The 22524-nt window shown below is 36.9% G+C and carries 18 protein-coding genes, 1 tRNA gene and 3 pseudogenes; 6 read left to right on the forward strand and 16 right to left on the reverse strand.

Annotation, left to right across the window (positions count from 1 at the left end):
• Positions 1-72 precede the first annotated feature (72 nt).
• Both E4O00_RS13815 and E4O00_RS13820 read right to left on the reverse strand, forming a co-directional pair.
• Positions 73-573, reverse strand: a complete 501-nt coding sequence (locus E4O00_RS13815) for a LysM peptidoglycan-binding domain-containing protein (protein ID WP_253677922.1) — start codon at positions 571-573, stop codon at positions 73-75.
• Positions 574-696: 123 nt separating this feature from the next.
• Positions 697-2361 carry a formate--tetrahydrofolate ligase gene (locus E4O00_RS13820; protein WP_253677923.1) on the reverse strand — a complete coding sequence of 555 codons (1665 nt, stop codon included), beginning with the start codon at positions 2359-2361 and terminating at the stop codon, positions 697-699.
• Between the two features lie 172 nt (positions 2362-2533).
• On the opposite strand from E4O00_RS13820, the gene E4O00_RS13825 reads away from it, so the two are divergent.
• The 3 genes from E4O00_RS13825 to E4O00_RS13835 are packed head-to-tail and all read left to right on the forward strand — an operon-like array spanning position 2534 to position 5528.
• Positions 2534-3886 (forward strand): glycine--tRNA ligase, encoded by a 1353-nt coding sequence (locus tag E4O00_RS13825; RefSeq protein ID WP_253677924.1) that lies wholly within the window; start codon positions 2534-2536, stop codon positions 3884-3886.
• Between the two features lie 14 nt (positions 3887-3900).
• Entirely contained in the window at positions 3901-4938 is a 1038-nt protein-coding gene (locus E4O00_RS13830) for a CDP-alcohol phosphatidyltransferase family protein (protein ID WP_253677925.1), read from the forward strand.
• A gap of 20 nt (positions 4939-4958) precedes the next feature.
• Complete coding sequence (locus tag E4O00_RS13835) at positions 4959-5528, forward strand: hypothetical protein (RefSeq protein ID WP_253677926.1); 570 nt, start codon at positions 4959-4961, stop codon at positions 5526-5528.
• Here E4O00_RS13835 and E4O00_RS13840 read toward each other — a convergent pair.
• The 3 genes and pseudogenes from E4O00_RS13840 to E4O00_RS13850 all read right to left on the reverse strand — a co-directional run bounded on the left by E4O00_RS13840 (position 5525) and on the right by E4O00_RS13850 (position 8562).
• Positions 5525-6421 carry a GNAT family N-acetyltransferase gene (locus E4O00_RS13840; RefSeq protein WP_253677927.1) on the reverse strand — a complete coding sequence of 299 codons (897 nt, stop codon included), beginning with the start codon at positions 6419-6421 and terminating at the stop codon, positions 5525-5527. The two genes, E4O00_RS13835 and E4O00_RS13840, sit on opposite strands and share 4 nt — an antisense overlap.
• Positions 6421-8095, reverse strand: a pseudogene (locus E4O00_RS13845) (glycoside hydrolase family 3 protein). Before E4O00_RS13845 ends, E4O00_RS13840 begins: the two are co-directional and overlap by 1 nt.
• An 8-nt stretch (positions 8096-8103) precedes the next feature.
• Entirely contained in the window at positions 8104-8562 is a 459-nt protein-coding gene (locus tag E4O00_RS13850; protein ID WP_253677928.1) for a hypothetical protein, read from the reverse strand.
• Between the two features lie 83 nt (positions 8563-8645).
• Here E4O00_RS13850 and E4O00_RS13855 point away from each other — a divergent pair.
• A tRNA-Cys gene (locus E4O00_RS13855) sits at positions 8646-8717 on the forward strand.
• Positions 8718-8794: 77 nt separating this feature from the next.
• Here the strand turns inward: E4O00_RS13855 and E4O00_RS13860 are convergent.
• The 11 genes and pseudogenes from E4O00_RS13860 to E4O00_RS13910 all read right to left on the reverse strand — a co-directional run bounded on the left by E4O00_RS13860 (position 8795) and on the right by E4O00_RS13910 (position 20685).
• The gene (locus E4O00_RS13860) at positions 8795-9985 is read right to left on the reverse strand and encodes a TraB/GumN family protein (protein ID WP_253677929.1); all 1191 of its coding nucleotides are present in this window, start codon (positions 9983-9985) and stop codon (positions 8795-8797) included.
• Positions 9958-10956, reverse strand: coding sequence for a DHH family phosphoesterase (locus tag E4O00_RS13865; protein WP_253677930.1), 999 nt, complete (start codon positions 10954-10956; stop codon positions 9958-9960). Before E4O00_RS13865 ends, E4O00_RS13860 begins: the two co-directional genes overlap by 28 nt.
• A 53-nt stretch (positions 10957-11009) precedes the next feature.
• On the reverse strand, positions 11010-11789 hold the full coding sequence (locus tag E4O00_RS13870) for a hypothetical protein (protein ID WP_253677931.1): 780 nt from the start codon (positions 11787-11789) through the stop codon (positions 11010-11012).
• Positions 11790-11819: 30 nt separating this feature from the next.
• The gene (locus E4O00_RS13875) at positions 11820-12554 is read right to left on the reverse strand and encodes a hypothetical protein (protein WP_253677932.1); all 735 of its coding nucleotides are present in this window, start codon (positions 12552-12554) and stop codon (positions 11820-11822) included.
• Between the two features lie 89 nt (positions 12555-12643).
• Positions 12644-13999: an McrC family protein gene (locus tag E4O00_RS13880; protein WP_253677933.1), complete on the reverse strand. Its 1356-nt coding sequence runs from the start codon at positions 13997-13999 to the stop codon at positions 12644-12646.
• Positions 14000-14004: 5 nt separating this feature from the next.
• Positions 14005-15897 carry an McrB family protein gene (locus E4O00_RS13885; protein ID WP_253677934.1) on the reverse strand — a complete coding sequence of 631 codons (1893 nt, stop codon included), beginning with the start codon at positions 15895-15897 and terminating at the stop codon, positions 14005-14007.
• 72 nt (positions 15898-15969) lie between these two features.
• The gene (locus E4O00_RS13890) at positions 15970-16395 is read right to left on the reverse strand and encodes an HIT family protein (RefSeq protein WP_253677935.1); all 426 of its coding nucleotides are present in this window, start codon (positions 16393-16395) and stop codon (positions 15970-15972) included.
• A gap of 277 nt (positions 16396-16672) precedes the next feature.
• Positions 16673-17089: a type II toxin-antitoxin system VapC family toxin gene (locus E4O00_RS13895; RefSeq protein ID WP_253677936.1), complete on the reverse strand. Its 417-nt coding sequence runs from the start codon at positions 17087-17089 to the stop codon at positions 16673-16675.
• Positions 17082-17324, reverse strand: coding sequence for a hypothetical protein (locus E4O00_RS13900; RefSeq protein WP_253677937.1), 243 nt, complete (start codon positions 17322-17324; stop codon positions 17082-17084). The genes E4O00_RS13895 and E4O00_RS13900 overlap by 8 nt, the downstream gene beginning before the upstream one ends.
• A 315-nt stretch (positions 17325-17639) precedes the next feature.
• Positions 17640-18888, reverse strand: a pseudogene (gene fabF, locus E4O00_RS13905) (beta-ketoacyl-ACP synthase II).
• Positions 18889-19031: 143 nt separating this feature from the next.
• Positions 19032-20685 (reverse strand): annotated as a pseudogene (locus E4O00_RS13910) (AMP-binding protein).
• Positions 20686-20771: 86 nt separating this feature from the next.
• On the opposite strand from E4O00_RS13910, the gene E4O00_RS13915 reads away from it, so the two are divergent.
• Positions 20772-21845 carry a biotin--[acetyl-CoA-carboxylase] ligase gene (locus E4O00_RS13915; RefSeq protein WP_253679748.1) on the forward strand — a complete coding sequence of 358 codons (1074 nt, stop codon included), beginning with the start codon at positions 20772-20774 and terminating at the stop codon, positions 21843-21845.
• A gap of 67 nt (positions 21846-21912) precedes the next feature.
• A complete protein-coding gene (locus E4O00_RS13920; protein ID WP_253677938.1) occupies positions 21913-22515 on the forward strand; it encodes a GumC domain-containing protein in 603 nt (200 codons plus the stop codon).
• Positions 22516-22524 lie beyond the last annotated feature (9 nt).

Consider the following 22524-nt stretch of genomic DNA (forward strand, 5'->3'; position numbering starts at 1 on the left):
TTTGTAAGATTATAGTTGTATTGAGAATAAAAAAACTTCCTCCCTTTCAAGGAGGAAGTCTTAGACTAAAGACTAAAATTCTTTAAGCCTTCGTTTCAAGGATTCAACCACTCCTGATTTTCCTTCATCCTCATAAATTTTAATACATTTTTCAAAGTCAGGCCTTGCAAGCATTTTTGAAGGCGAGTGCTTCATGAAAAGCTCAAAATCTGGAACTAGAAGTTTTGTTTTAGGTGTTAGTTTATCCGGATGTTGAACCTTGCCGGGATTGAGAGACATAATTATTGGGAAGTAGTAGGCTTTTTCTCTTGTTCCGTAAAATTTTAAAGCAATTTCGGATAGGGTATCTCCTTCTACAACGATATATTCCTTTACGGGAACTTCTCTTGGTTCTTCAACGACAGGTGTTGGTTCAGGTTCGGGCATCGGCTCAGGTTTTACCTCCGGTTTAGGCTCTTCTACCATAACCGGTGCCGGCTTTTCTTCTTTAGGAGCTGGCGGAGGCGTTCCGCAGCTGGTAAATATAAAAGAAAAAACCGCCAACAAGGTTAAAATTTTCAAAACGTTCTTCATGTTTTACTCCTTAATGAATAATAATTTATAAACTTGCCTTTCGGCAAGTTTATAAAACGCTAACCTATATTATACGATATTATGATGTAAAAATCAAATAGTATAGTATATTTTTATAAATTTTTATGACAAGCCTTCAACATTGCCGTTTACCAAGTCTATTCTTACGGCCTGAGGATCTTTAGGCAGACCTGGCATTCTCATCATGTCTCCCATAATTGCGACTATCATCTCGGAGCCTGAGTTGAGAACTATGTCTCTTACATTTAGCTCAAAGCCGGAAGGTACTCCGCAAAGTTTAGGATCTGAAGAGAATGAATATTGAGTTTTTGCAATACAGATTGGGTAATCTGCCATGCCTGCTTCCTCAATCTTTTTGATCATCTTGTCTGCTGCACCTGAGTAGGTAACTTCGGCTGCTCCGTAGATATTCTTACAGATTTTTTCGATCTTTGTTTTGATGCAGTCCTTGTCATCATAAACAAACTGTAAGGGCTTTGAAGGATTGGATTCGATGGTTTTTACTACAAGCTCTGCAAGGGGAACAGCGCCTTTTCCGCCTTCGACAAAGGCATTGTTTACGGCAAATCCTACTCCCTGAGCTTCGCAGTGGGCCTTTACCAAATCCAATTCGGAATCAAGGTCGTATCCGTAGCGGTTAAGGGCTACAACGACAGTCTGTCCGAATTTCTTCATGTTTTCGATGTGCTTATCGAGGTTAGCCAAACCTTTTTTGAGGGCTTCAGCATTCGGTTTTGAAATTTCCTTTTCAGGAACGTTTCCGTGCATCTTTAAGCCGCCGGTTGTAGCAGCAATAACGGTAAGTTTGGGGCTTAATCCGGCTTTTCGGCACTTGATATCGAAGAATTTTTCGGCACCTAGGTCGGCAGCGAATCCAGCTTCGGTAACTACATATTCGCCGTAGGTGAGGGCTGTCTTTGTTGCGATTACGGAGTTACATCCGTGAGCGATGTTTGCAAAGGGGCCGCCGTGGATAAAGGCTGGTGTGTTTTCCGTAGTTTGAACAAGGTTAGGGTTAATGGCATTCTTTAAAAGAACAACGATTGAACCGGCAATTCCCAGATCCTTGACGGTTACGGCCTTATCTTCTGCATCATAGCCTAAGATAATGTTTTCTATTCTTCGGCGTAGATCTTCAATATCTTTTGCAAGACAGAAGATAGCCATGATTTCTGAAGCCGGTGTAATATCAAATCCCGACTCCATCAATACGCCGTTTCCGTCTCCCAAACCGGTGATTACTTGGCGTAAGTTTCTGTCATTTACGTCCAAAACCCTCTTCCAAAGAATTTTTTTAATGGCCTTTGGAGTTCCTTGAGTTCTGAAAATATAGTTGTCGAACAGAGCACTTATCATATTGTGGGCCGAAGTAATAGCATGGAAGTCGCCCGTAAAATGAAGGTTAATATCTTCCATGGGGAGAACTTGTGCGTATCCGCCTCCTGCAGCTCCTCCCTTCATACCGAAACAGGGGCCCAAAGAGGGCTCCCTCAAGGCGACAACAGCCTTTTTTCCGATTTTGTTTAAGCCCAAGGCAAGACCGATAGAAACGGTAGTCTTTCCGATTCCGGCCTTTGTAGGCGTGATAGCGGTAACAAGGATTAGATTATTCTTTTTTACCTTTTCATCATCTATAACGCTATAGGGAACCTTGGCTATGTACTTTCCATAGGGAATAACATGATCTTCATGAATCCCTAAGCCGTCTGCAATTTCAGCGATTTTATTTAGCTTCGCTTCTCTAGCTATTTCTATATCAGTTTTCATATCAATATTATGACATAAAATAAGTATATTTTCAACTGTCAAAGTACTGTTTTTGTTAAACTAGGCTTTCATTTGTTTATTCCGATTATCATACCTCTTTTAATTGGTACTTGTATAAAGATAAAAAAAAGACTATAATCTAAAACTGTTATTGTAATAAGGGAGATGCTTTATGGAAGATCATAAAATTTCAATGGAAAAAATTGTAAGTCTTTGTAAAAGAAGAGGTTTTGTTTTTCAGTCATCAGAAATTTACGGAGGACAAAACGGTGCATGGGATTACGGCCCTTTAGGAATAGAATTAAAAAATAATGTTTCGCGTGCATGGTGGAAGGAGATGACTCAGCTCCATGACAATATTGTAGGGCTTGATGCTTCAATTTTGATGCATCCCCGTACATGGGAGGCTTCAGGTCATGTTGAAAATTTTACCGATCCTTTAGTTGACTGTAAAAAATGTAAAAGCCGATTTAGAGCAGATCATCTTTCTCCCGAAAATCTTGAAAAAAAACTTTGTCCAGACTGCGGCGGCGAACTTACCGATACACGTAAATTCAATCTTATGTTTAAAACTCACATAGGAGCAACAGAAGATAATTCTAGCGTTATTTATTTACGCCCTGAAACAGCCCAAGGTATTTATGTAAACTATAAAAATATTATCCAATCGAATCGAATGAAGATTCCCTTCGGTATTGCTCAGATCGGCAAAGCCTTCCGAAACGAGATTGTTACAAAAAACTTTATTTTTAGAACCTGTGAATTTGAACAGATGGAGATGCAGTTTTTTGTAAAACCCGGAAGTGATGATGAGTGGTTCGACTATTGGAAAAAACAGCGTTGGGCCTTTTATGAAAAATACGGAGTAAGAACAAATAAACTCCAATGGCATCAGCACGGTAAGGATGAGCTTGCCCATTACGCAAAGGATGCTTACGATATTGAATACGAATTCCCGATGGGCTTTAAGGAGCTTGAGGGTGTACACAACCGAACCAACTATGACCTTACACGCCATACCGAGTATTCAGGTAAGGATATGCAGTACATTGATCAAGATAACGGAAACGAAAAGTACATTCCCTACATAATCGAAACCTCGGCGGGCTTAACACGGAATGTCCTTATGTTTATCTGTGATGCCTACGATGAAGAAAAGGTTGCCGATAAGGGAAATGATGATGATTGGAGAACCGTGCTTCGCTTCCATCCGAATATTGCTCCTATAACTGTAGCTGTTCTTCCCTTGATGAAAAAAGACGGTCTTGCCGAATTGGCTGCTGAAATTAGGAATGAGCTTAAAGAGGAATTTAAAACCGATTACGACCAGTCAGGTGCTATCGGAAAAAGATACCGCCGTCAAGATGAGGTTGGAACTCCTTTCTGTGTAACAGTCGATTATGATTCAAAAGAAGATAATACTGTTACCCTGCGTTTTAGAGATTCCATGGAGCAGGTTAGAATTCCCAGAGCTGAATTAATTTCAAGAATACAGTCTGAAATTAAAAACTATAAAAGAGTATAGTAAAAGAATAATTAATGGAAAATTACTCATACAGTGCAGAGGACAAGTCCTTACTTAGTCCTCTGATTTATAAATGTTTTGTTTTTCCTCTTGTAAGGATTTTACCTGAGTCTGTTCCTGCTAATATAATAACAATTTGCTCTAATAGCTTTATATTGGTTTCTTTTGCATTAGCTTATGTAAATTATTTGCATGATGCTTATAGGCTTTTGTGGCTGATTCCTATTTTTTCTTGGACTTATATTGTAGGAGATTATTCTGATGGAGTACAGGCAAGGCGGACAAAGACAGGTTCCCCGCTTGGAGAATATTTTGACCATTTTTTGGACAGCTTTGTTACAGGCCTTCTTACCGGTACTTTAATGCTTTGTTTTAGGGTTACAAATCCTTTTTTGCTTTTTTTTGTATATCAGTTTTTATATGTTGGGCAGATAGGTACATTTTGGGGCCGTTTTAAAAATGGAGTGATGCAGTTTTCAACATTCAGCACAAGCGAAGGTGTTATGACAATTGCCGTCATGACGGCTCTTGCGTCATTTAAAACTATTCGAGATTATAGTGTCCAGCCTGTGGTTTTAGGATTAAGTATTATTTATATAATTATGATTGCAGGTTTTGCTGCCGCTTTTGTTACAGGCATCATTACTATTTTAAAGACTAAAAAATTGACTGTACGCTTATTTTTGCATCTTGTTTTTTCCGCTTTTCTAGGGGCTGTTTTGGTTTGGCAAGTTCAAGCTCCTATATTTATACAAACTATGATTATTACATTTTATAATGTATTTTTTATTCAATCGGTTCTTTCGGCAACAGCGGATAAGACTAAAGAGTCTTTACCTGATTTACTTGTGCCTATAAGCTGCTTCCTTTATTTTGTTTTTTTAGAATATTCCATTGTTATTGGTACAGTTCAAATTGCATACCTTTTAATCAGAATAGTAATACGATTTTTAATATTTTTTAAAAAATACAGGCATTGCTGGTATTGGAAAAATCCTGTTGCTGTAAAAAAAATAGATAAAATTCTTTTAAGGGTATTGACAAAATCTTGATAAAATAGCAATGTATAATTATGGTTGATCCGATATTTAATGATGAATTTTTAATGTCTCCTGAAGTAAAAGAAATAGCAGTGTTTGAAATTCCTAAATTTATAGATGCTGCAGATAGTGAGCTCGTATCATCGGCTTTAAAAATATCCAAGGCCTTCGGCCGAGGTGCATCTTTTGAAATTTATACGGATAAAACCAAGATTGATACCGAAAAAAATTTGATAGAAAGTTTTATGAAAAACATTCAGCTCCTTGTTCAAAAAACCTGGGTTGAAAAAGACGATGAGGAAAGTAAGGAAGATACCTTATACAGGATAAATTCTTTATGTGAAAAACTTATGACTTCAAAAAATTCTGCAGTATATAAGGAATCTTTTGAAGAGTGTTTTGCAATTTTACATGATGTTGTTGCTCTTCTTTTTGGAGACTTGGTCAAGACGGATTCGTTTGTAGAGTATGCTTTCCGTATTGATCCTGACTTCGGATTTTTTTGGTATTATGTTACGCGTCTTTCAAAGGTTGAAATTATATCTGAAGAAAAAGCAAGATATGCTTCCTTGTTGGCAATGTTCTTTTTAGCGAATTTTTAAAAATATGAAATTCTAAACTCGCAAAATTCCTTAAAGCCTATTTTCTTATACATTTGTCTTGCTGCCTGATTTTTAATTTTTACAAAGAGAGCACATTTTTTCTTGTATTGGAAGCTGTCATTTATCAGCATCATCATATTCGCGGCTCCCACACCCTTATTTCTACATTCGGGCAGTGTAAAGACCCCTCCTATTTGATTCCAGTAAAATCCGGATGCGTTTATACAGGCCTTTGCAATATATTTGCCCTCTTTTTTTACTGCATAAAGAGCATGGCTGTTTATTCTTTTTTTTAAAAGTTTTAGGCAGGAGCTGCGGGAGGCTTTTATTCCGGGGGCCAATACTTCGGTTTCATTGTATTCTATTTCCATTGGGCAGAGGATTTTAGTATCTTCAATCGGAGGTTTTATAAATTCCAACTTGCTATTCAAATTATCTGAAGCCCGTATGCAAAAAATATTTGATGAAGCCGGTTTATTTGTTAGTGTAAGGAGTTTATAATCTTCAAACCGCTCCGGTACAAGGGATAGACTTTCATTTATTAATTTTTCCAAATAGATTGAAGTATTTTTTTCTCCCATAACAGAAAGCGGATTTGTGTGCTTTAAAAAATCTTTCTTGATGTACTGTTTAATTTCTTCTGTAATATTTTTAGGAAAACAGTGGAGTAAAACACCATGGGCAGCCAAAAATAAGATACCTATAAATTCTTGATTCTGTGAAAAAAAAGCATCCGCCTTTATAAAGTTAAAAAGATTTTGCTCTGTATCAAAAAATCTTTTTTGTTTTTTCAGACACTCGGCAAGATTTACGCATATGTGCTCATAGGGCAGAATGCTATTGATGAAGATATTTATATTTTTATTTGTAAGATGAACGGCAGTGCAATTCATTATTTGATTCCCGAAATAGGAAGTTTTCCTCCGGCACTAAAATCTCCGCAAAGAGCTCCGAATGCTGCGGTAAAGGAGGCCGGCGAATAGCTGTAAATGGCAATAGCCGTTTCGGCCTGAGGAACCTTTGCCAAGAATGCCGGGGACAAAACAGAGATAACTATATATTTTTTCTTAGGGTATTTATTCATTATTTTTTGCAGAATACTTAAGGAGTATTTATCTGAAAGACAAAAAATTATTGTATCAAATCGGCGTGCATGGTGATGGGCGGATTCGACTTCTATTATTTTTGCCTTGGGAAAGCGTTTTAATCCGTGTGTAAAAAAAATCTTTATAGGCAGATACAAGAAGAATATCCTCATTTTCTTCAGGTTTAAAAGGAATAGCCGCATCGCGCACTATTGTGGTTGAGCGCCCTGCCAAACTCAAAAAGAATTTTTGGCCTTCCTTGTCGGGGATGCTATCATGCAATTTTTCCATATCGGGCAGAATGGGAACATGGTTATCGCTTTTAAAATATTTTAATTTTTCAACTAAAATTCTAAAAGCCGCATCCTTTACTCTTGATTTAAATTGAGGATCATTCCGCATTGCTCTGATATTATCTTTCCAAAAAGCTTGATAGTGCCGAGGAGTTGTAGAGGATTCTATTATATCGTTTCCGGCTTCTAAGGCCATTTTGACGGCATTTGCAATTCCTCCTGCAAAATTCATAGCTCCATGCATCATCATGTCGTCGGTAATGATAAGGCCCTTAAAGCCTAGTTCTCCGCGTAGAATATCCGTTAAAAGGTATTTAGAAAATGTTGCCGGCTCTCCATTTGGTAAGATTGATGAAAAATTTAGGTGGCCTGTCATAATGGCAGGAACGCCGGCATCTATCAGATACTTAAAAGGAATCAGCTCCCTGTTACGGAAGGTTTCTTCGGATATGTTTATTTTAGGCAGACGGCCGTGACTGTCGATGCTTGTATCTCCGTGGCCAGGGAAATGCTTTGCTGTTGTAAGTACGCCTGCATCCCTGCTCCCTTTTACGAAGGCTGCTCCTAAGATTCCTGCAGCATGGGGAGAGTCTCCGAAGGACCTAGGGCCTATGATTGATGAGTCATGATCGGTTAAAAGATCTACGGTAGGAGCAAAATTTAAATTTATACCGAGCGCCCTTATTTCTCTTGAAATATAATAACCGGAATAGTAGGAGTCTTGAGGTCTGCCTGATGCTCCTATTGCAAGGTTACCGGGAGTTTCGGAGGTCAGGCCCTTTACATGCCGTACCCATCCGCCTTCTTGATCGGTTGCAACAAAAAGAGGAATACCGAATCTTCCTTCGAGTGATTTTTTTTGTAAGAGCGAAATGGATTTTGCAAGTTTGTGCGAGTCGCCGGTATTCCAGCCGAATATTTTTATGCTTCCCAGTCCGGATTCTTCAATCCATGATAAAAGCAAATCTCCGGGATCTTGCCCGGCCCAGCCGAACATAAATGTTTGAGCCAAAAGCTCCTCATCGGTCATGTTTTCTACTATATCGGAAGCCAGTTTTTCACTCGGCACATTATCGTAAAAGTTAGGCAGTTTTTTTAATGCAGAATTTGAATTTAAATTAACAGTTAATACAAAAACACATAGCAAAGATAGAAGATTCTTTTTTGTAAGGGAGAATTTTTTTTTCATAAGTTTATTTATTCCAGCCAGTAAACCTTATCGGGAGCTCTTTCCGTAAGGAAAAAATTTTCATATCGTTTTGATGATTCTACACGAATATCGTCAGGAAAATATGTTGAATGTAAAAACCAAACAACATCCAGCAGATCTCCAAAACAGTCGGAACATGAATATCTGTAATAAAGCTCTATATCATCATCTTCCAATATTTTTCTTCTTTCAGGATCTGTTTTTGTATCGGGTTCTATCGCTTCCCGAATATTACTTCTTAAACCGCCGTACCAAGCATGAGTTACCGATAAAAGATTTAGATGTTTTTCCTTATCCATTTTATATAATTCGTACACTCCCGAAACGGCAGGAACTGCACGGTTTATTTTGTATTTATCGGCCTTTGTAAGCGGCGACCATGTAAGTATATAATGAGGTTTGTTTTTAAATATTGTCTTTGTGATAATGGGTTTCATTTCAAACATAATGCTTATTATACTATTTTTTTATTAAAATTGCTATAAGCCCTTGTCAAAGTTTGTATTTTTTGATATAATATTGAAACTTCGGCGCCGTACCCAAGTGGTAAGGGACAGGTCTGCAAAACCTTCATTCATCAGTTCGATTCTGATCGGCGCCTTTTTCCATTTTTTAGTTTTTTTTTCATAATGGGAACCTCCCACAGGGGTTCCCCTCCTTTTTTATAGCCCCAGTTTTTTATTTAATCAGATTAGCAATAAGAGCCGGAACAGTTATAAATGTTCCTATGGAGCTTCCAAGAGATGAAAGTATAAAAACAAGAAGAACCTTTGTTATTCTGTTTTTATACCAGCCTGAAAATTTTGCTGCATCGTTTGTGAGGTTTTCCATATCTTTGACTTGAGGTTTTTTTGCCCAAGCCTGTACTAGTCCCGAAATCATTCCTATGCCTAAAAGCGGATTTATTGTGGTAAATGGTGCTCCTAAAAATGAAGCTAGAATAGCTAGAGGATGGCCGAGTGCAATTAAGGCCCCTATGGCCGCAAGACCTCCGTTCCATAGAACAAATGATAATAGCATTTGACCTGTTTTTATTCCGCCGCCTTTAAAGAAGCCGAGAATGATTAAGCCGATTATAATTACCGGAAATATCCACGAGGCAATTTTACTGCCTGTACTTTTAGGGGGAATTACTTCAATGTCGGAAACATCTGTTGTTTTTGTGCCAGCCTCAAGTTCTCTTATAAAGCGTTCCGTTCCGGGAAGATGGCCTGCACCTAAGACGGCAACGATTTTTTTTCCGCTGCTTTCCCAAATTTTTGATGCAAGATAACGGTCTCTTTCATCGATTAAAACGCCTTTTATGTTAGGAAGGTATTCCGCCATTTCCTGCATCATGTTATCCATTGCACTTTGATTTTTTAATTTTTCAATTTCGCCTTCTTCAAGTTTTTCGTTGGAAAAGGCTGCACTTAAAAGGGTTGCCAAAAGTTTTGATCTGCCCCAGCCCCGGTTTTTTGCCCAAGCTCTTTTTAGTGTTGTATGGATAGGACGGTCTACCATCTCGGTTTTTATGTTTAATTCTTGAGAAACTTCGATTGCGGCCTTCATTTCATCTCCCGGTTTTACGCCGAGGTCGCTTCCAAGTTTTTTTTGAAAAGACGCTAGAACCAAATTTGCAAGAAGTAAAAAGCCTTTGCCTTCCCGCAATACTTGGGAAATATTAATTTGCTGCCACGCATCTTTTGAAGTTAAAGATTTGTAACGGCCCTCATCCAATTCGACGCATACACAATCGGGATTTTCTTTTCGAATTGTAGATTCAACATCCTTAATACTTTCTTTAGAAACATGTGCTGTTCCTAAAAGAATAATTTCGCGGTCCTTTAAAAGAATACGCTTTAAAGTTTTTTCATTATTTTCGTCCACAGTGATTCCTTTCTGTCTGAATTTGCAAGCTCAACGATTGAGCCTAAAAGTACTTTTTTTCCGGGATATTTTTTCGGCTGAATTACGCCTCCGGCCATGTGTGCATGTCCGCCTCCGCTTCCAATACCGTTAAGGGCTTCCTTAACCAGATAACCTGCATCGAGAGTTTTATCGCGGCTTCTGGCCGACAGTTTGTATTCGGTGCCGCTCGTTTCTATTACGATAACAAACGAAATATCTTTTATCCAAATCAAAAAATCGGCAAGCACAGATAAAAGAGCTCTTGAGTAGTCTTCTCCCAATTCTACAAGCAAAAAATTACCTATCTGAAAGTAATCGGTAAATGCTCGTCCTATTTCTTCAAGCTCATCGATGTTGATTGTCGTCTTAATCATTTGATACATTGTTTGAACATCGGATTTAAAATAGAGCTCATAATAGGCATCCATATCGAGAGGGTTTACCCTTCTTGTCAAAAAAGATGTATCAAGCTGAATGCCTGCAATCATCGCTGTGGCTGTCATTCCGTCATATTCTTTGCCGCTTTCTTTCCAGTAAGACCAGATAATTGAGCAGCAGGCACCCATTTCAGGTCTTATGTCCATATATTCTGCTGCCGATTTTGTTCGCGGGGGATGATGATCGATAACGGCTTTTAGGATTCCTGCAACTTTTGAAACCGTAGCCTTAAAAGGAGAGCCGTCTACAATTATCACTTGATATTTTTTAAGGTCTTCAATTTCTTCTACTTTTAAAAGAGGGTGATTTAGGTATTTGACGAATTCAATTAAAGGAAGGCTTTGAACAAGACCTCCGTAAGCTATTTCGGTTGTATAGCCGTGATTTTCTAAAAGTTTTGAAAGAGCATAGGCTGCCCCTATTGCATCATGATCGGGAAAATCATGAGTTTGTACAAGTACCGGCTGATTTTTGTCTAAAATCGAACAAAGTGTAGAAAATTTTTCTTCCATAATCTAATCCTAAAGTATGAGAACAATATAGCATAAAAAACAGTGTTTTTCAATCAGGCTTGCGTCTGCTTATTTTTAATAAGTTTTTTTCTTTTAAATAAGAATAAAATTGCAAACAAAGGTATTGAAAAACTTATATTCCATGCTGCATATGGGCTTGCTGCCATTGCTGATGCAGATAAAAAATAAACAGCAAAAAAAGATAAATTCACGCTGCCTGTCGTCCAGTTTATTGAGACAGAAAATATGCCAAACAAGATTAAAATACACCATAATACTTTCTTTTTGAACTTAGGAGTTTTTATACATAAAACAAAAATAAATATGGAGTATAACGGCATTAAAATTGCGAGTAAAAGAATAGTAATGTGTTTCCATGTTTTATCTTTTAATGTGAATTTGTTTATGTTTTTTTGTGAATCAGGAGCTGCTGTTATACGAAAGCCCTGTAGTATTAGTGTGTTTTCTTTTTTAAAGTTTAAGGATATAATTCGAAATTCTTTATTTTGATATTCATATTCAAATAAAAACTCATAATAAGTTTGCCCATTTAGTATTTTTTTATGTGTGCCTAACATTATAATATTACTTACTTTTGAATTTGGGATGAGTGTTTCAATATTATTAAATGTTTCTTGCGTAAGCTGTTTTTTTATATTTTCATCTGAATTTTCATATATAAAGTTAAAATCTTTTTCTTTAAATTTAGATATATATTCTTTTGCAATCTCTATCTCCTCATGCGGAGCTATTATACTTACTATATTATTATAACTGCATGAAAAGATCTGAAATAACGATAACAATAAAAGTAAATTTTTAAGATTTTTCATTTTTTTTCCTCAATTTAATACTCTTAATAATTATAGATAAATCTCCTTTTCCGGACATTCTTGCTCGATTGATCTTAGTTTTGTTTTTTTATTTAAATCAATATCATACAAAAAAAATGTCAAAAGAGTTCCGTCATATTCAGTAAACAAAAGTTGGTTCTTGTCTATAATTATAACTTTGTATACCGAGTTTGAAATTTGAATTAAATTTTTACCGTCATAACCGGAAACATATAAGGCTACATTATCCTTTGTATTTAGAGTTTTATCGTTATTTGTGTCTTCATTTACAACAGCATAAATATTTTTATCGCAAGAAATGTTATTTCTGTTTGAGCTTTCAGCAAATCGATATCTATATATAAAAATATTTGATTCAAATAGTTTATACTCTTCGTAATTTTTATCTTTTATAAAAATTAAGTTGGTAATTCCTTCATTACCGGATTTTGCCGAAAAACTTGGGCCGGATTTAAGAGAAACTTTAGGTATATCATCATACAGTCCGTCGGCTTTTATTTTAGAACTTTTAATATTAAAAATAAAAACATCTTTTATCTTTTCATTGAATTCTATATATTCCCGTATTTCTTCTTTAGTTTCGTCTTCAACAATCGCGACTTCATTTGATACGCTGCGGCGGCTTCTGAATGGGTCAAATATACTTATCATAATAATAACCCATGTAACAATTCCTAAAATCGAGAAAATAAAAATTAACACAAAATCAATTTTTTTGATTAATTCAAACGATATTTTTTTCATTGAATGTCTCCTATAATCGTCATAAATTTTTCCCATTGAGCCAGGTTTATATTCTACATGGTGTTATAGATGGTGTCAAGATATATCCTTTAATTGGTGTTATATCCATTTTCATTTATATTTACTAATTTTGCTTCCATTTTTTTTATTTTTTCTGAAAATTCGAAAAAAGTACTGCAATTTTGCGGAATATAAAAAGGACATAGGTAAAGCATTCCTCCCATTCCCTTTATTTCTCCTAACTCATTTAAAATTTCTGCATTTTCATTTTCAGATGGATATATGTAAGCTCCCTTCATAGTTTTTAAAATATGCATATAGGCTATAACTTGGGCTAAATCATCGGACGGCGGATTCCTTTTGTCAAAAGGTTTATATTTAGCATCCAGCACAAAATCATCGTTATAAAAATCAGGAATAAAGCGGCCGATGTTATTGGTTAAAACAGATATTGAACCGATTCCTTTTCTATTTTCAGGGTGAATAAATCCGCTTTGTTTTAATATTGTTGCAAGATACTGTTCCCAAAGCCATGAAACATCAAATAAAATACCGTATACACGATTCTTTTTTCTTGAAAATTTTATTTTCTTCCTTTGAAGAATTTGTATACATAATTTTTTTAACGGAACATAATAGGTGAAATACGGATGGTTTTGTTTTTTTATGGCAGAAGCTATTATTTTTTGTCTTTCGCCTGCATTGTAAAGCGGTGTTGCCGTTTTGATTGTTTTTACGGCATCACGAATTTCTTGGGAAGAAGTTAAAATACCGGCAATGTCTTTTTTGGCTGAGATGTATTCAATAGTGTGCCGTATAAGTTCTGTTGTTGTATTGTCATAAGAATATTCTCTTGTTTTATATGCAATCTTTCCTTCAAACGGAATATTTTTTTGAATATGACGGGAAATCTCAATGACTCCCCTGACGTTTTCATCATTTTTATGAAAAGTTTTATATTCTTTGTACATGCCTTGAGAGAGAGCTTTTTGCAAAAGCCGAGGGAATATATAAATAAGTAAATTTAATACATTTTCTTGTGAAGATGAAAAACTGAGATTTGTAATATTAAGATTTAATACTTTTTGAATCATGTAATGAAGAAAAAAATCTTCTTCGTTTTTTGCAAATCGTGAGGTTATGGAAATATCCGTATCATTTATGCCAACGAAGCCTGCCACATTTTCCGTATAAAAGATATAATCTTTTTCATTATCCGATTTTGAAAGGTTTCCGAGTTTTGAGTCTTTTAGTAAATCTGCGGAATCTTCCAACTTTGTCGGAAATATCAAAAGGTTTTCTTCCACTGAAAGTTCTGCAAGCGTTTTATTTGAAATTTTTTTTATATCACTTACGGCAGCTTTAAAATCAATTTCTCCATATTCTTGATTAATGGCTTGTAACTGTTTGCCGCCGTTATTATCAGTAGTCTTAAAAATAGCCATAAAAATTATTCAATATTTATCATATCAAAAGCATTCTTTAATAATTCAAGATTGCTTTCTTCATTTCCATTTCCTTTTAAATATTCAACAAGAAGATCATGCAAAGAATTTTCCCAAAGTTCATCAGAAGTTTCCATGCCGTCATCCAGTTGCTTAAAGTAAGCAGCTCCTATATGATATGCAGAATTAAGACCGTCAATTTTGCTTATTGCATTGTTGAGGCTCTCCATACGTTTTTTTGTGTTTTCTGAAAGTTCAAAATTTTCTGCACTCTGAGCGGCTGTAATTTCTTTAAAAGCAAACCTTCGTCTCATAGCAAAATCCATGTTTTCAACACTGCGGTCAATATCGTTCATTGTACCGATGATGTAAACATTTTCGGGAACATAAAAGCCGTCTTCAAAAATATCGCCTGTTTCAACAAGATTCTGATACTGTGTTTTTACAAGTCCTTTTTCACCACGGTAACCGGGATCAACGGAAAAGAAAAGTTCTCCAAAAATTTTACTTATTTCTCCGCGATTTATTTCATCGATAATAAAAATAAAATCTTTTTGCTTTATAGGCTCGGAGATTTCCGAAATACTTGAAGAATTTTGATTTGTATAAATCCAATTTAATGCAGCCCAATATGCGGAAGCGTGAGAACCTCCTATCACATTTCTAAATTCTTTATCAATATTTTTTATATTATCCAAACTTTGTTTATCAACAAATACCTTTGATAGTTTTTCAAGACGCTCGTAAGAAACGGTATATGTTCTTTCTGTTTCGGAAGATTTCGTTTTTACAATAATATTATCATTATCTGTTACTTGTAAAATATCCAGAGGAATGTTTGTCCTTTGCTGCAATTCTTTCAATTCTTCATTACGTATCTTATCAAGCAATTCAAAGAATTTATCTTTGAAAGAAACTTCTTGCTGCACTTCATGAATAGATTTTTTACTATCTTGTAAATTCCGAAATGCTTTTTTACAGAACGCCTTAAAGGAACCGTCTTTACGCTCAAAAATCATGTTAGTTTTATCGGCATTGTTTACAGGCCTTAGGCCTTCAACAAAATCCGTATAGTCATAACTTGGATGAAACTGAACAAATTCCGTTTCTGCATTCATGAGTTCTGCTATATGTTTTGCAAGATATGTTTTCCCCGTTCCGGGAGCACCGTGTAAAATTATATTGTGATGCTTTTTAAGGAAGTTTTTGTAATTTTGTATATTTGTTTTGAGAATTAAATCATTTGTATCAGATTCATCCTCTTCTTGCTCAGGATTATCTTTTCTTGCCTCAGGGCTATTTTCCCAAATACTCCATAATTCCTCACCTTTTTGCCATACAGTTTTTTTAGAATCGCAGTTCGAAAGTATAACTTCTTGCATTTTTGAAATAGGACTGTTTATAGTAAAACTTCCATCATATTTATTTGCCAAATATAATATGGCTTTTGACAAATAAATATTTAGCAGTTTTTTATTAGAGTATAAAAAAGCAATTTTCCATTTATATGCGTCTCCTAAATCAATTAAATCTATTGCTTCAAAATTACCATTTTGAGCTGCTTCAATAATTTTTATAATATTTGAATGTACATTTTCATAGGCTTCCTGTCGATCTTTTCCATATTTATTATACCAGGCATATTCATTATCTGATAAAGTTCCATTTCTTCCCTTTATTTTACCGCCTATTTTAAATATTCCAAATTTATAAGCTGATCCGCCCCATATCGAGCCGAGCTTTTCTGTTTTTTTCTCAACCCAATAACAAAATGAGTTACTCCTTTCTGTATTTGTATATTCTTCCAAAGTTAAATTTCGTACTCTTTCTAAAGGAAATTCATTGTTGAATTCTTCGTAAATTTTATCTTTTTCTCGTTCAATAGCATCAGTTAACATTTATTTGTCTCCATATTTAGTTGATATGTTTAATAAGATAAAAATAATTTTATTTTATCATCACTGTTTGCTTTACAAATTTTCTCGTATTTCCTTAGCTACACTCTCTAATTCTTCTCTATTCGGTTTGTGATTATAGTACCTTTCAGAAAACTGTAGTTTAAATCCGTCATCTTTATATCTTGGGAAACAATGTATATGAGCATGGCTCACTTCTTGAAAGGCTGCTTCTCCATCTGCTAAAAAATAGTTAATACCCTCACATTTTATTTTAGATTGGCGTATTGCTTTGTTAATTTTATTTGTTACCATAAACATTTTAGATGTTATCTTGTCATCGATTTTATATATGTATTGTTCGTGTATTTTGGGAATTATTAATACATGGCCTGCGTTTACAGGCTGAATATCCAAAAATGCTAAGCAATCATCATCTTCATAAATCTTACTTGCGGGTATTTCGCCCTTAATAATTTTACAAAATATACAATTATCCATTTTTGCTGTCTCCTATTTAGATTATATTCTTAACAAAACTTCTTCATCCTTAATCCTACATCAATACCTTATTTTTTTCAAGTAAGAAAAAAGCATTTGTGTCTACAAGCCAGAGAATGTACCCATAGTTACAGAGTAAAAGCCATAGCAAAGATCTAACTCAGCATGGCTATGCAGTATGGCAGATAAATGATAAAATGATAGCTGAATATTCGCTTAACCTGCATTTGCGGCTTGTACGCAATGTTAGGTTGAGGCGGGTTTTATGTGTACCTTTTTACAAATCACCTATGTATACAACATTAACTTCCACAACTTGTTTTAGATGTGCATCATTTGTAAGAAAATAATTGCATCCGCATTCTATACTTGAAGCCAACTGTAATGCATCACCCAATTTTACGCCTTTATGTTTTGCACGTATTTTTGCAGCTCGTTCAGCAATCGCATCGTTTATATAGCATTTCAGAAAACCAAAATTTAAAAGAAAATTCTTATACAAGTCAATTTTATCCAACTGGTTTTCTTCTATCGGTTTTACAAAAAATTCAGCATCGGTAACTGTCGAGGTATAAAATTCTGCATTTAAATTTTTATATCTCAGAAGAAATTTTTTTACGGGTAAAACAAATGGCTGTACATTATCAAGAAGATAAATCAACGGGTTTGTATCAACAAAAACACACTCAGCCAATTATTCTATCCTCGCGCAATCTCCGCTGATATTCAACAGGATCCTCGTTTGCCCAAAGTCCACCCATACATCCTGTATAAGAGTCAAGCATTTTAGACCAATTTTTATCTTCTTTTTTTGAGTCATGGCTTACAGGTTTAGCTATAGATTTTACTAAAACTGAGAGGAGTTCAACCCTGTCTTCGTATGGAAGTGCTACAGCTGTGGCTGTTACTCTAGCAAGTGCTGTTTCCATAATAAAACCTCCAAAAGTAAATCTTATTTCTGATTATAGCATATTGTATCAAATTTTTCTATACGGTTATTTTTTTGTATTTTGTGATATGACACAGTCAACTGAATTTATCAAAAATATGCAATACTTAATAAAGTTTTCCACTTTCTGTTTCCTATTTTAGCAAATGCTGTCCGGAAGGCAGTTCACATAACATAAATCAGCCCTATTTATATCCTACATCAAAACCTGTCCTTTTTCAACTAACAAAAAACCGTTCAAAATGTCGGAAGTCCATACATTTTGAACGGTTTTATCTCATCCGTTTACTGCTTTTTAAAAAGCCCTTACTTTATCTTTTTTGAAGACGGCGACACCGTTGTGGCCTCCGAAACCGAGGGAGCCTGAGGCGGCACAGTTTATTTCGCCTTTGACGCCCTTGTTCGGAACATAGTCCAAATCGCAGCCTGCTTCAAGGTCGGGTTCGGTTAGGTTGATGGTCGGGGGATAAAATCCTTCTTCCATTGCCTTTATACAGAAAATAGCTTCAAGAGCTCCTGCGGCACCTAAGCAGTGACCTATCATCGACTTGGTAGAAGAAACCTTCATTTTATATGCATGGTCTCCGAAGGCTTTTTTAATCATGGCAGTTTCTGCAGGGTCGTTGATCGGTGTTGAAGTTCCGTGAGCGTTATAGTATTGAACTTCTTCAGGTTTTACGCCTGCATCGGCGAGTGCGTTTGTGATGGCCAATGCTCCTCCGTCTCCTGAAGGATCGGGGCTGGTTAAGTGGTAGGCATCGGAGGAGGCTCCATAGCCTGCAAACTCTGCGTATATTTTGGCTCCTCTTTTTTTTGCGTGTTCATATTCTTCGAGGATGAGAATGCCTGAGCCCTCACCCATTACAAAGCCTGAGCGCTTTTTTATCGAAGGGGCAGCAAGCCTGTGCCGGATCGCCCGAAGCGAGGGTTTGCAAAATTGTAAAGCCGCTTATTCCGAAACCTGTAATTGTGGATTCCGTTCCGCCCGAAACGCAAACATCTACACGGCCTGAGCGTACGAGGTCTAAGGCGTTTCCGAGGGCATCGGTACCTGAGGCACAGGCTGTGGCCAATGTCCAAGACGGGCCTTTTATACCAAACTGCATACTTATGTTTCCGGCTGCCTCATTAGGAATAAGAAGGGGAACAGTCATGGGAGGAATGCGGTCGGGAGCGACTTGAAAGTATTTTTTAAAGGCTTCTTGGTAGATTTCAAAACCGCCTATACCGTTTCCGAGTATTATACCTGTGCGGGTTGCATCGATGGTTTCTTTTGAAAGGCCTGCGTCCTTCATCGCTTGTGAAGCCGCGGCTACGGCAAATTGAGTAAACCGAGCCATTTTACGGGCATCTTTTTTATCCATAAATTGTGAAGCGTCAAAGTTTTTTACCTCTGCCGCTATCTGAATCTTAAAATCGGAACAATCAAATTGGGTAATGTTTCCGATTCCGCATTTACCTTCTTTGATTCCTTCCCATGTTTCATCAAGAGTGTTTCCTATGGGGGTTACGGCACCGAGGCCTGTAATTACAACTCTTCTCATATAAACTCCTTTTTTGCGTCAATTTTTCGCTAATTTTTATTGTTCCTAAAAAAGAACAAGGTATTTCATTTTAAATAGGCCGTTTTAAGCCTATGCTGCCTAAAGTGTACTTGCTTAGGGCTTCTATGTCAAGTTAGGCCTTATCAAGCCTTTTGACTCCTTATGGCGGCTCTGCTTATCTTTCCGTTGTGGGTCTTAGGCAGGGCTTCTACAAATTCGAGAGAGCGCGGAGCCTTGTAAAGGGCTGCATTTTTCTTTGCAAAGAACATAAGCTCCTTTTCCAAGGCTTGGCTCGGCTTGTACGTTTTGTTTAAAACAACAAAGGCCTTTACAGCCTGTCCTCTTTTTGGGTCGGGAACTCCGGTTACCGCACATTCAAAAACAGCCGGGTGTTGAAGCAAAACCGATTCCACCTCGAAGGGGCTTATACGGAAGCCGGAGCTTTTTATAAGGTCATCGGTTCGGCTTTCAAACCAAAAATAGCCGTCCTCATCCCTATAGGCTGCATCTCCCGTGTGATAAACTCCGTCCTTAAAAACTTCTGCCGTTTTTTCTTCATTTTTATAATAGCCGCCGAACATTCCGAAGGGAACTTTTTTATCCAGACGCAGAATTATTTCTCCCGATTCTCCTGCCTCGCAAGAAGAACCGTCGGGGCGGATAATATCTATTTCATAGCCGGGGGCAGGTTTTCCCATCGAGCCGGGTTTTATTTTCATTCCCGGGAAGGTGCCGGTTGTGAGGGTAAGTTCCGTTTGGCCGTAGCCCTCGCGCAGCTCCAATCCGGTTTTTTCTTTAAAGGTGTTGAAAATATCCATGCTCAGGGCTTCGCCAGCCGTTGTGCACTCTTCGAGAGAAGATAAATCATAGTCTTCTATATTTTCGCGGATTAAGTATCTGTAAACCGTCGGCGGAGCGCAAAATGAAGTTATTTTGTATTTCGATAGTTTTTCGAGCATGTTTTTAGGTATGAACATTTTCATGTCGTACACAAAGACGGAACAGCCGCAAAGCCACTGCCCGTAGATTTTTTCCCCACATGGCTTTCGCCCAGCCTGTTTCCGCAACGCTTAAATGCCTTCCGCCTTCTTTGACATTTTGCCAAAACTTTGCCGTTGCTATATGTCCGAGCGGATATAGAAAATTATGTTCTACCATTTTGGGATTACCCGAAGTGCCGGAAGTAAAGTACAAAAGAGCTATGTCTTTTCCGCAAGGATAGGCTTCTCCTGCGGGGGGCGTAAACTCATCGCTCATATTTTTTACAAGCTTATCAAAGGAAATCCAGCCTTCCATCTCGTCATGTACCCAAACAAGAAGGGGCTTATTATAGGCTGATTCGGCAGCCTTTTGAATTTCTTCCTGCAAGTTTTTTTCTTGTACGGCCATGACCATTTTTATATTGGCGGATTGAATTCTGTACTCAATGTCGTGGGCTGCAAGCTGAACCGTCGCAGGGACGGCTATGGCTCCGATCTTGTGCAGAGCCGGAAGAACGAACCAAAACTCGTATCTTCTTCTCAAAAAAAGCAAAACCGTGTCGCCTCTTCCTATTCCCATCGCCTTAAAAAAGTTGGCTGTCTTATTTATTTGTTTTGCCAATTCTCCGAACGAAAAAATCCTTTCTTCGGTTTCATCACACCAGACGAGGGCTTCAGTTTCAGGGCTTTCCTTAGCCATTCTATCTATTATATCATAAGCAAAATTAAAATTTTCGGGAGCTTTGACTGAAAAAGAGTTATGTACTGTTTCCCAATCATCGCTTTCAATATAGTTTATGTATTCTTTGTAAAACATTTTTTCACCTTATAAGATTATAGACAAGGCCGTTCCCAAAAGGTTGCAATAGAAAAAAAAGGAAAAATATGCTAGAATTCGGTTTTATGGGAGAGCTTATATCAAGGACAACGAGCGATATCCTTTTGGATATGCTGATAGAACAAAACGGAAAACCTCTTTCGGGTGAAGAAGCTGCTTTGCGCTTGGGGCTTTCGCGGGTTTCCGTTTGGAAGGCCGTACAAAAACTGCGGGGTGAAGGCTATGATATTGAAGGCGGAAAAAATAGAGGCTATGTCCTAAAGTCTTCTTCCGATGTGTTAAACGCTTTTTTTATCGAAAAGAACTTATCCGGCCTTGCGAAATCTGTTTGCGGCGGTAAAATCGAGGTTTTTAAGACGATAGATTCTACAAACACCGAGGCGAAAAGGAGGTTGAATTCTTGCAGCAATTCAGAGCTGCTCCACGGAACTCTTCTCTTTGCTGAGCACCAAAGTGCCGGAAGGGGCCGCTTTTCGCGAAACTTTTATTCACCTGAAGGAGCAGGCCTCTATTTTAGTCTTATTTTTTCCCCCTCAATTCGGGTAAAAGATAATAGGGAAGCTCCCGATCCAAGTCTTTACACGGCAATTTCGGCAGTAGTCATCTGCCGCTGTTTACAGGAACTGGGCTTTGCTCCAAAAATAAAATGGGTAAACGATATCTATCTTAACGGAAAAAAAATCTGCGGCATTTTAAGCGAGGGAATTATCGATATGGAAACTTCCTCAGTGCAAGCCGTAATTATAGGCATAGGCCTCAACGTAAAAGACTCGAATTTTCCTCCCGAACTCAAAAACAAGGCCGGCTCACTTTTTAGTGAGACTCTTTCACTTTCCGGCAAAGCCGGTATCCCGTTTAAAGAAGTCTCTTCTTTCAGCCGGAATGCCCTAGCTTCTTCTATTATATCGAGGCTGATAGAAGCCCTTTACGGCCTGCATTCTCAAAGCAAATTAATGGAAGAATATAAAAGCCTATCCCTCCTTACAGGAAAAAAAGTGATGGTTCTGCCCTTTGCCGGTTCCCCCTATGAAGCCTTGGTTTTGGGAATCAGCGATTTGGGTCATCTTATAATGGAAACTAAGGATGGCAAAAAAAATGAATTGGTTTCGGGCGAGGTAAGTTTAGAGTTTGAGGCTTGAAAACTTTATTTTTAGTATCGGCATTTTGCTAGACATAAATCAAAAAAAATGCTAAAATTACAATTCTATGGATATTCAAGAAAACACAAATGATGAAATAAGTTTAATTGACTTATTTGCCGTATTACTAAAATACAAGAAGCTGATAATATTTACTACCTTTTTTGCAGCGGTTTTTATTTTTACGTATTCCTTAATTTCTTTAAAACTGCCGCCTGAAAAGTCTTATTTACCTAATGTGTATATGCCTAAGGCTCTTATGCTTATAAACGATTCCAATTCTAAAGGAGGAAATTTAGCAGGAAAACTTGAGTCGACAGGTTTAGGTAGTCTTGCCGGTTTAATGGGGGGGACTGCTGTAGGTCAAACTTATAGCCGCCTGGCAATGTTTTTGGCAACTACAAATTCGTTCTTGGATAGCGTGGTTGAAGAGTTTGATTTAATTGAAAGATATAATATAAAAAAACATCTAAAAGCAGAAAGCCGTAAAGCTTTGTCAAAGAACCTAAAAACTAAATTCGATGATAAAACTGGTGTTTTTGAAATAGGATTTAAAGATATAGATCCGGAATTTGCACAAAAAGTAGTTATGTTTTGTGTTAAATACTATGATGATAAATTTATTGAACTTGGTTTGGATAAAGATAGAATAGAAAAAGAAAAATCTTGAAAAGAGTAT

Origin of the sequence: Treponema sp. OMZ 788, assembly GCF_024181245.1 — a bacterium.
In the GTDB taxonomy this organism is placed as follows: Bacteria; Spirochaetota; Spirochaetia; order Treponematales; family Treponemataceae; genus Treponema_B.

Bases quoted from the DNA above. Each gene is read 5' to 3' on its own strand.
- E4O00_RS13815 (WP_253677922.1), bottom strand. From the start codon at position 573: ATGAAGAACGTTTTGAAAATTTTAACCTTGTTGGCGGTTTTTTCTTTT.
- E4O00_RS13820 (WP_253677923.1), bottom strand. From the start codon at position 2,361: ATGAAAACTGATATAGAAATAGCTAGAGAAGCGAAGCTAAATAAAATC.
- E4O00_RS13825 (WP_253677924.1), top strand. From the start codon at position 2,534: ATGGAAGATCATAAAATTTCAATGGAAAAAATTGTAAGTCTTTGTAAA.
- E4O00_RS13830 (WP_253677925.1), top strand. From the start codon at position 3,901: ATGGAAAATTACTCATACAGTGCAGAGGACAAGTCCTTACTTAGTCCT.
- E4O00_RS13835 (WP_253677926.1), top strand. From the start codon at position 4,959: ATGGTTGATCCGATATTTAATGATGAATTTTTAATGTCTCCTGAAGTA.
- E4O00_RS13840 (WP_253677927.1), bottom strand. From the start codon at position 6,421: ATGAATTGCACTGCCGTTCATCTTACAAATAAAAATATAAATATCTTC.
- E4O00_RS13850 (WP_253677928.1), bottom strand. From the start codon at position 8,562: ATGTTTGAAATGAAACCCATTATCACAAAGACAATATTTAAAAACAAA.
- E4O00_RS13865 (WP_253677930.1), bottom strand. From the start codon at position 10,956: ATGGAAGAAAAATTTTCTACACTTTGTTCGATTTTAGACAAAAATCAG.
- E4O00_RS13870 (WP_253677931.1), bottom strand. From the start codon at position 11,789: ATGAAAAATCTTAAAAATTTACTTTTATTGTTATCGTTATTTCAGATC.
- E4O00_RS13875 (WP_253677932.1), bottom strand. From the start codon at position 12,554: ATGAAAAAAATATCGTTTGAATTAATCAAAAAAATTGATTTTGTGTTA.
- E4O00_RS13880 (WP_253677933.1), bottom strand. From the start codon at position 13,999: ATGGCTATTTTTAAGACTACTGATAATAACGGCGGCAAACAGTTACAA.
- E4O00_RS13885 (WP_253677934.1), bottom strand. From the start codon at position 15,897: ATGTTAACTGATGCTATTGAACGAGAAAAAGATAAAATTTACGAAGAA.
- E4O00_RS13890 (WP_253677935.1), bottom strand. From the start codon at position 16,395: ATGGATAATTGTATATTTTGTAAAATTATTAAGGGCGAAATACCCGCA.
- E4O00_RS13900 (WP_253677937.1), bottom strand. From the start codon at position 17,324: ATGGAAACAGCACTTGCTAGAGTAACAGCCACAGCTGTAGCACTTCCA.
- E4O00_RS13915 (WP_253679748.1), top strand. From the start codon at position 20,772: ATGGGAGAGCTTATATCAAGGACAACGAGCGATATCCTTTTGGATATG.
- E4O00_RS13920 (WP_253677938.1), top strand. From the start codon at position 21,913: ATGGATATTCAAGAAAACACAAATGATGAAATAAGTTTAATTGACTTA.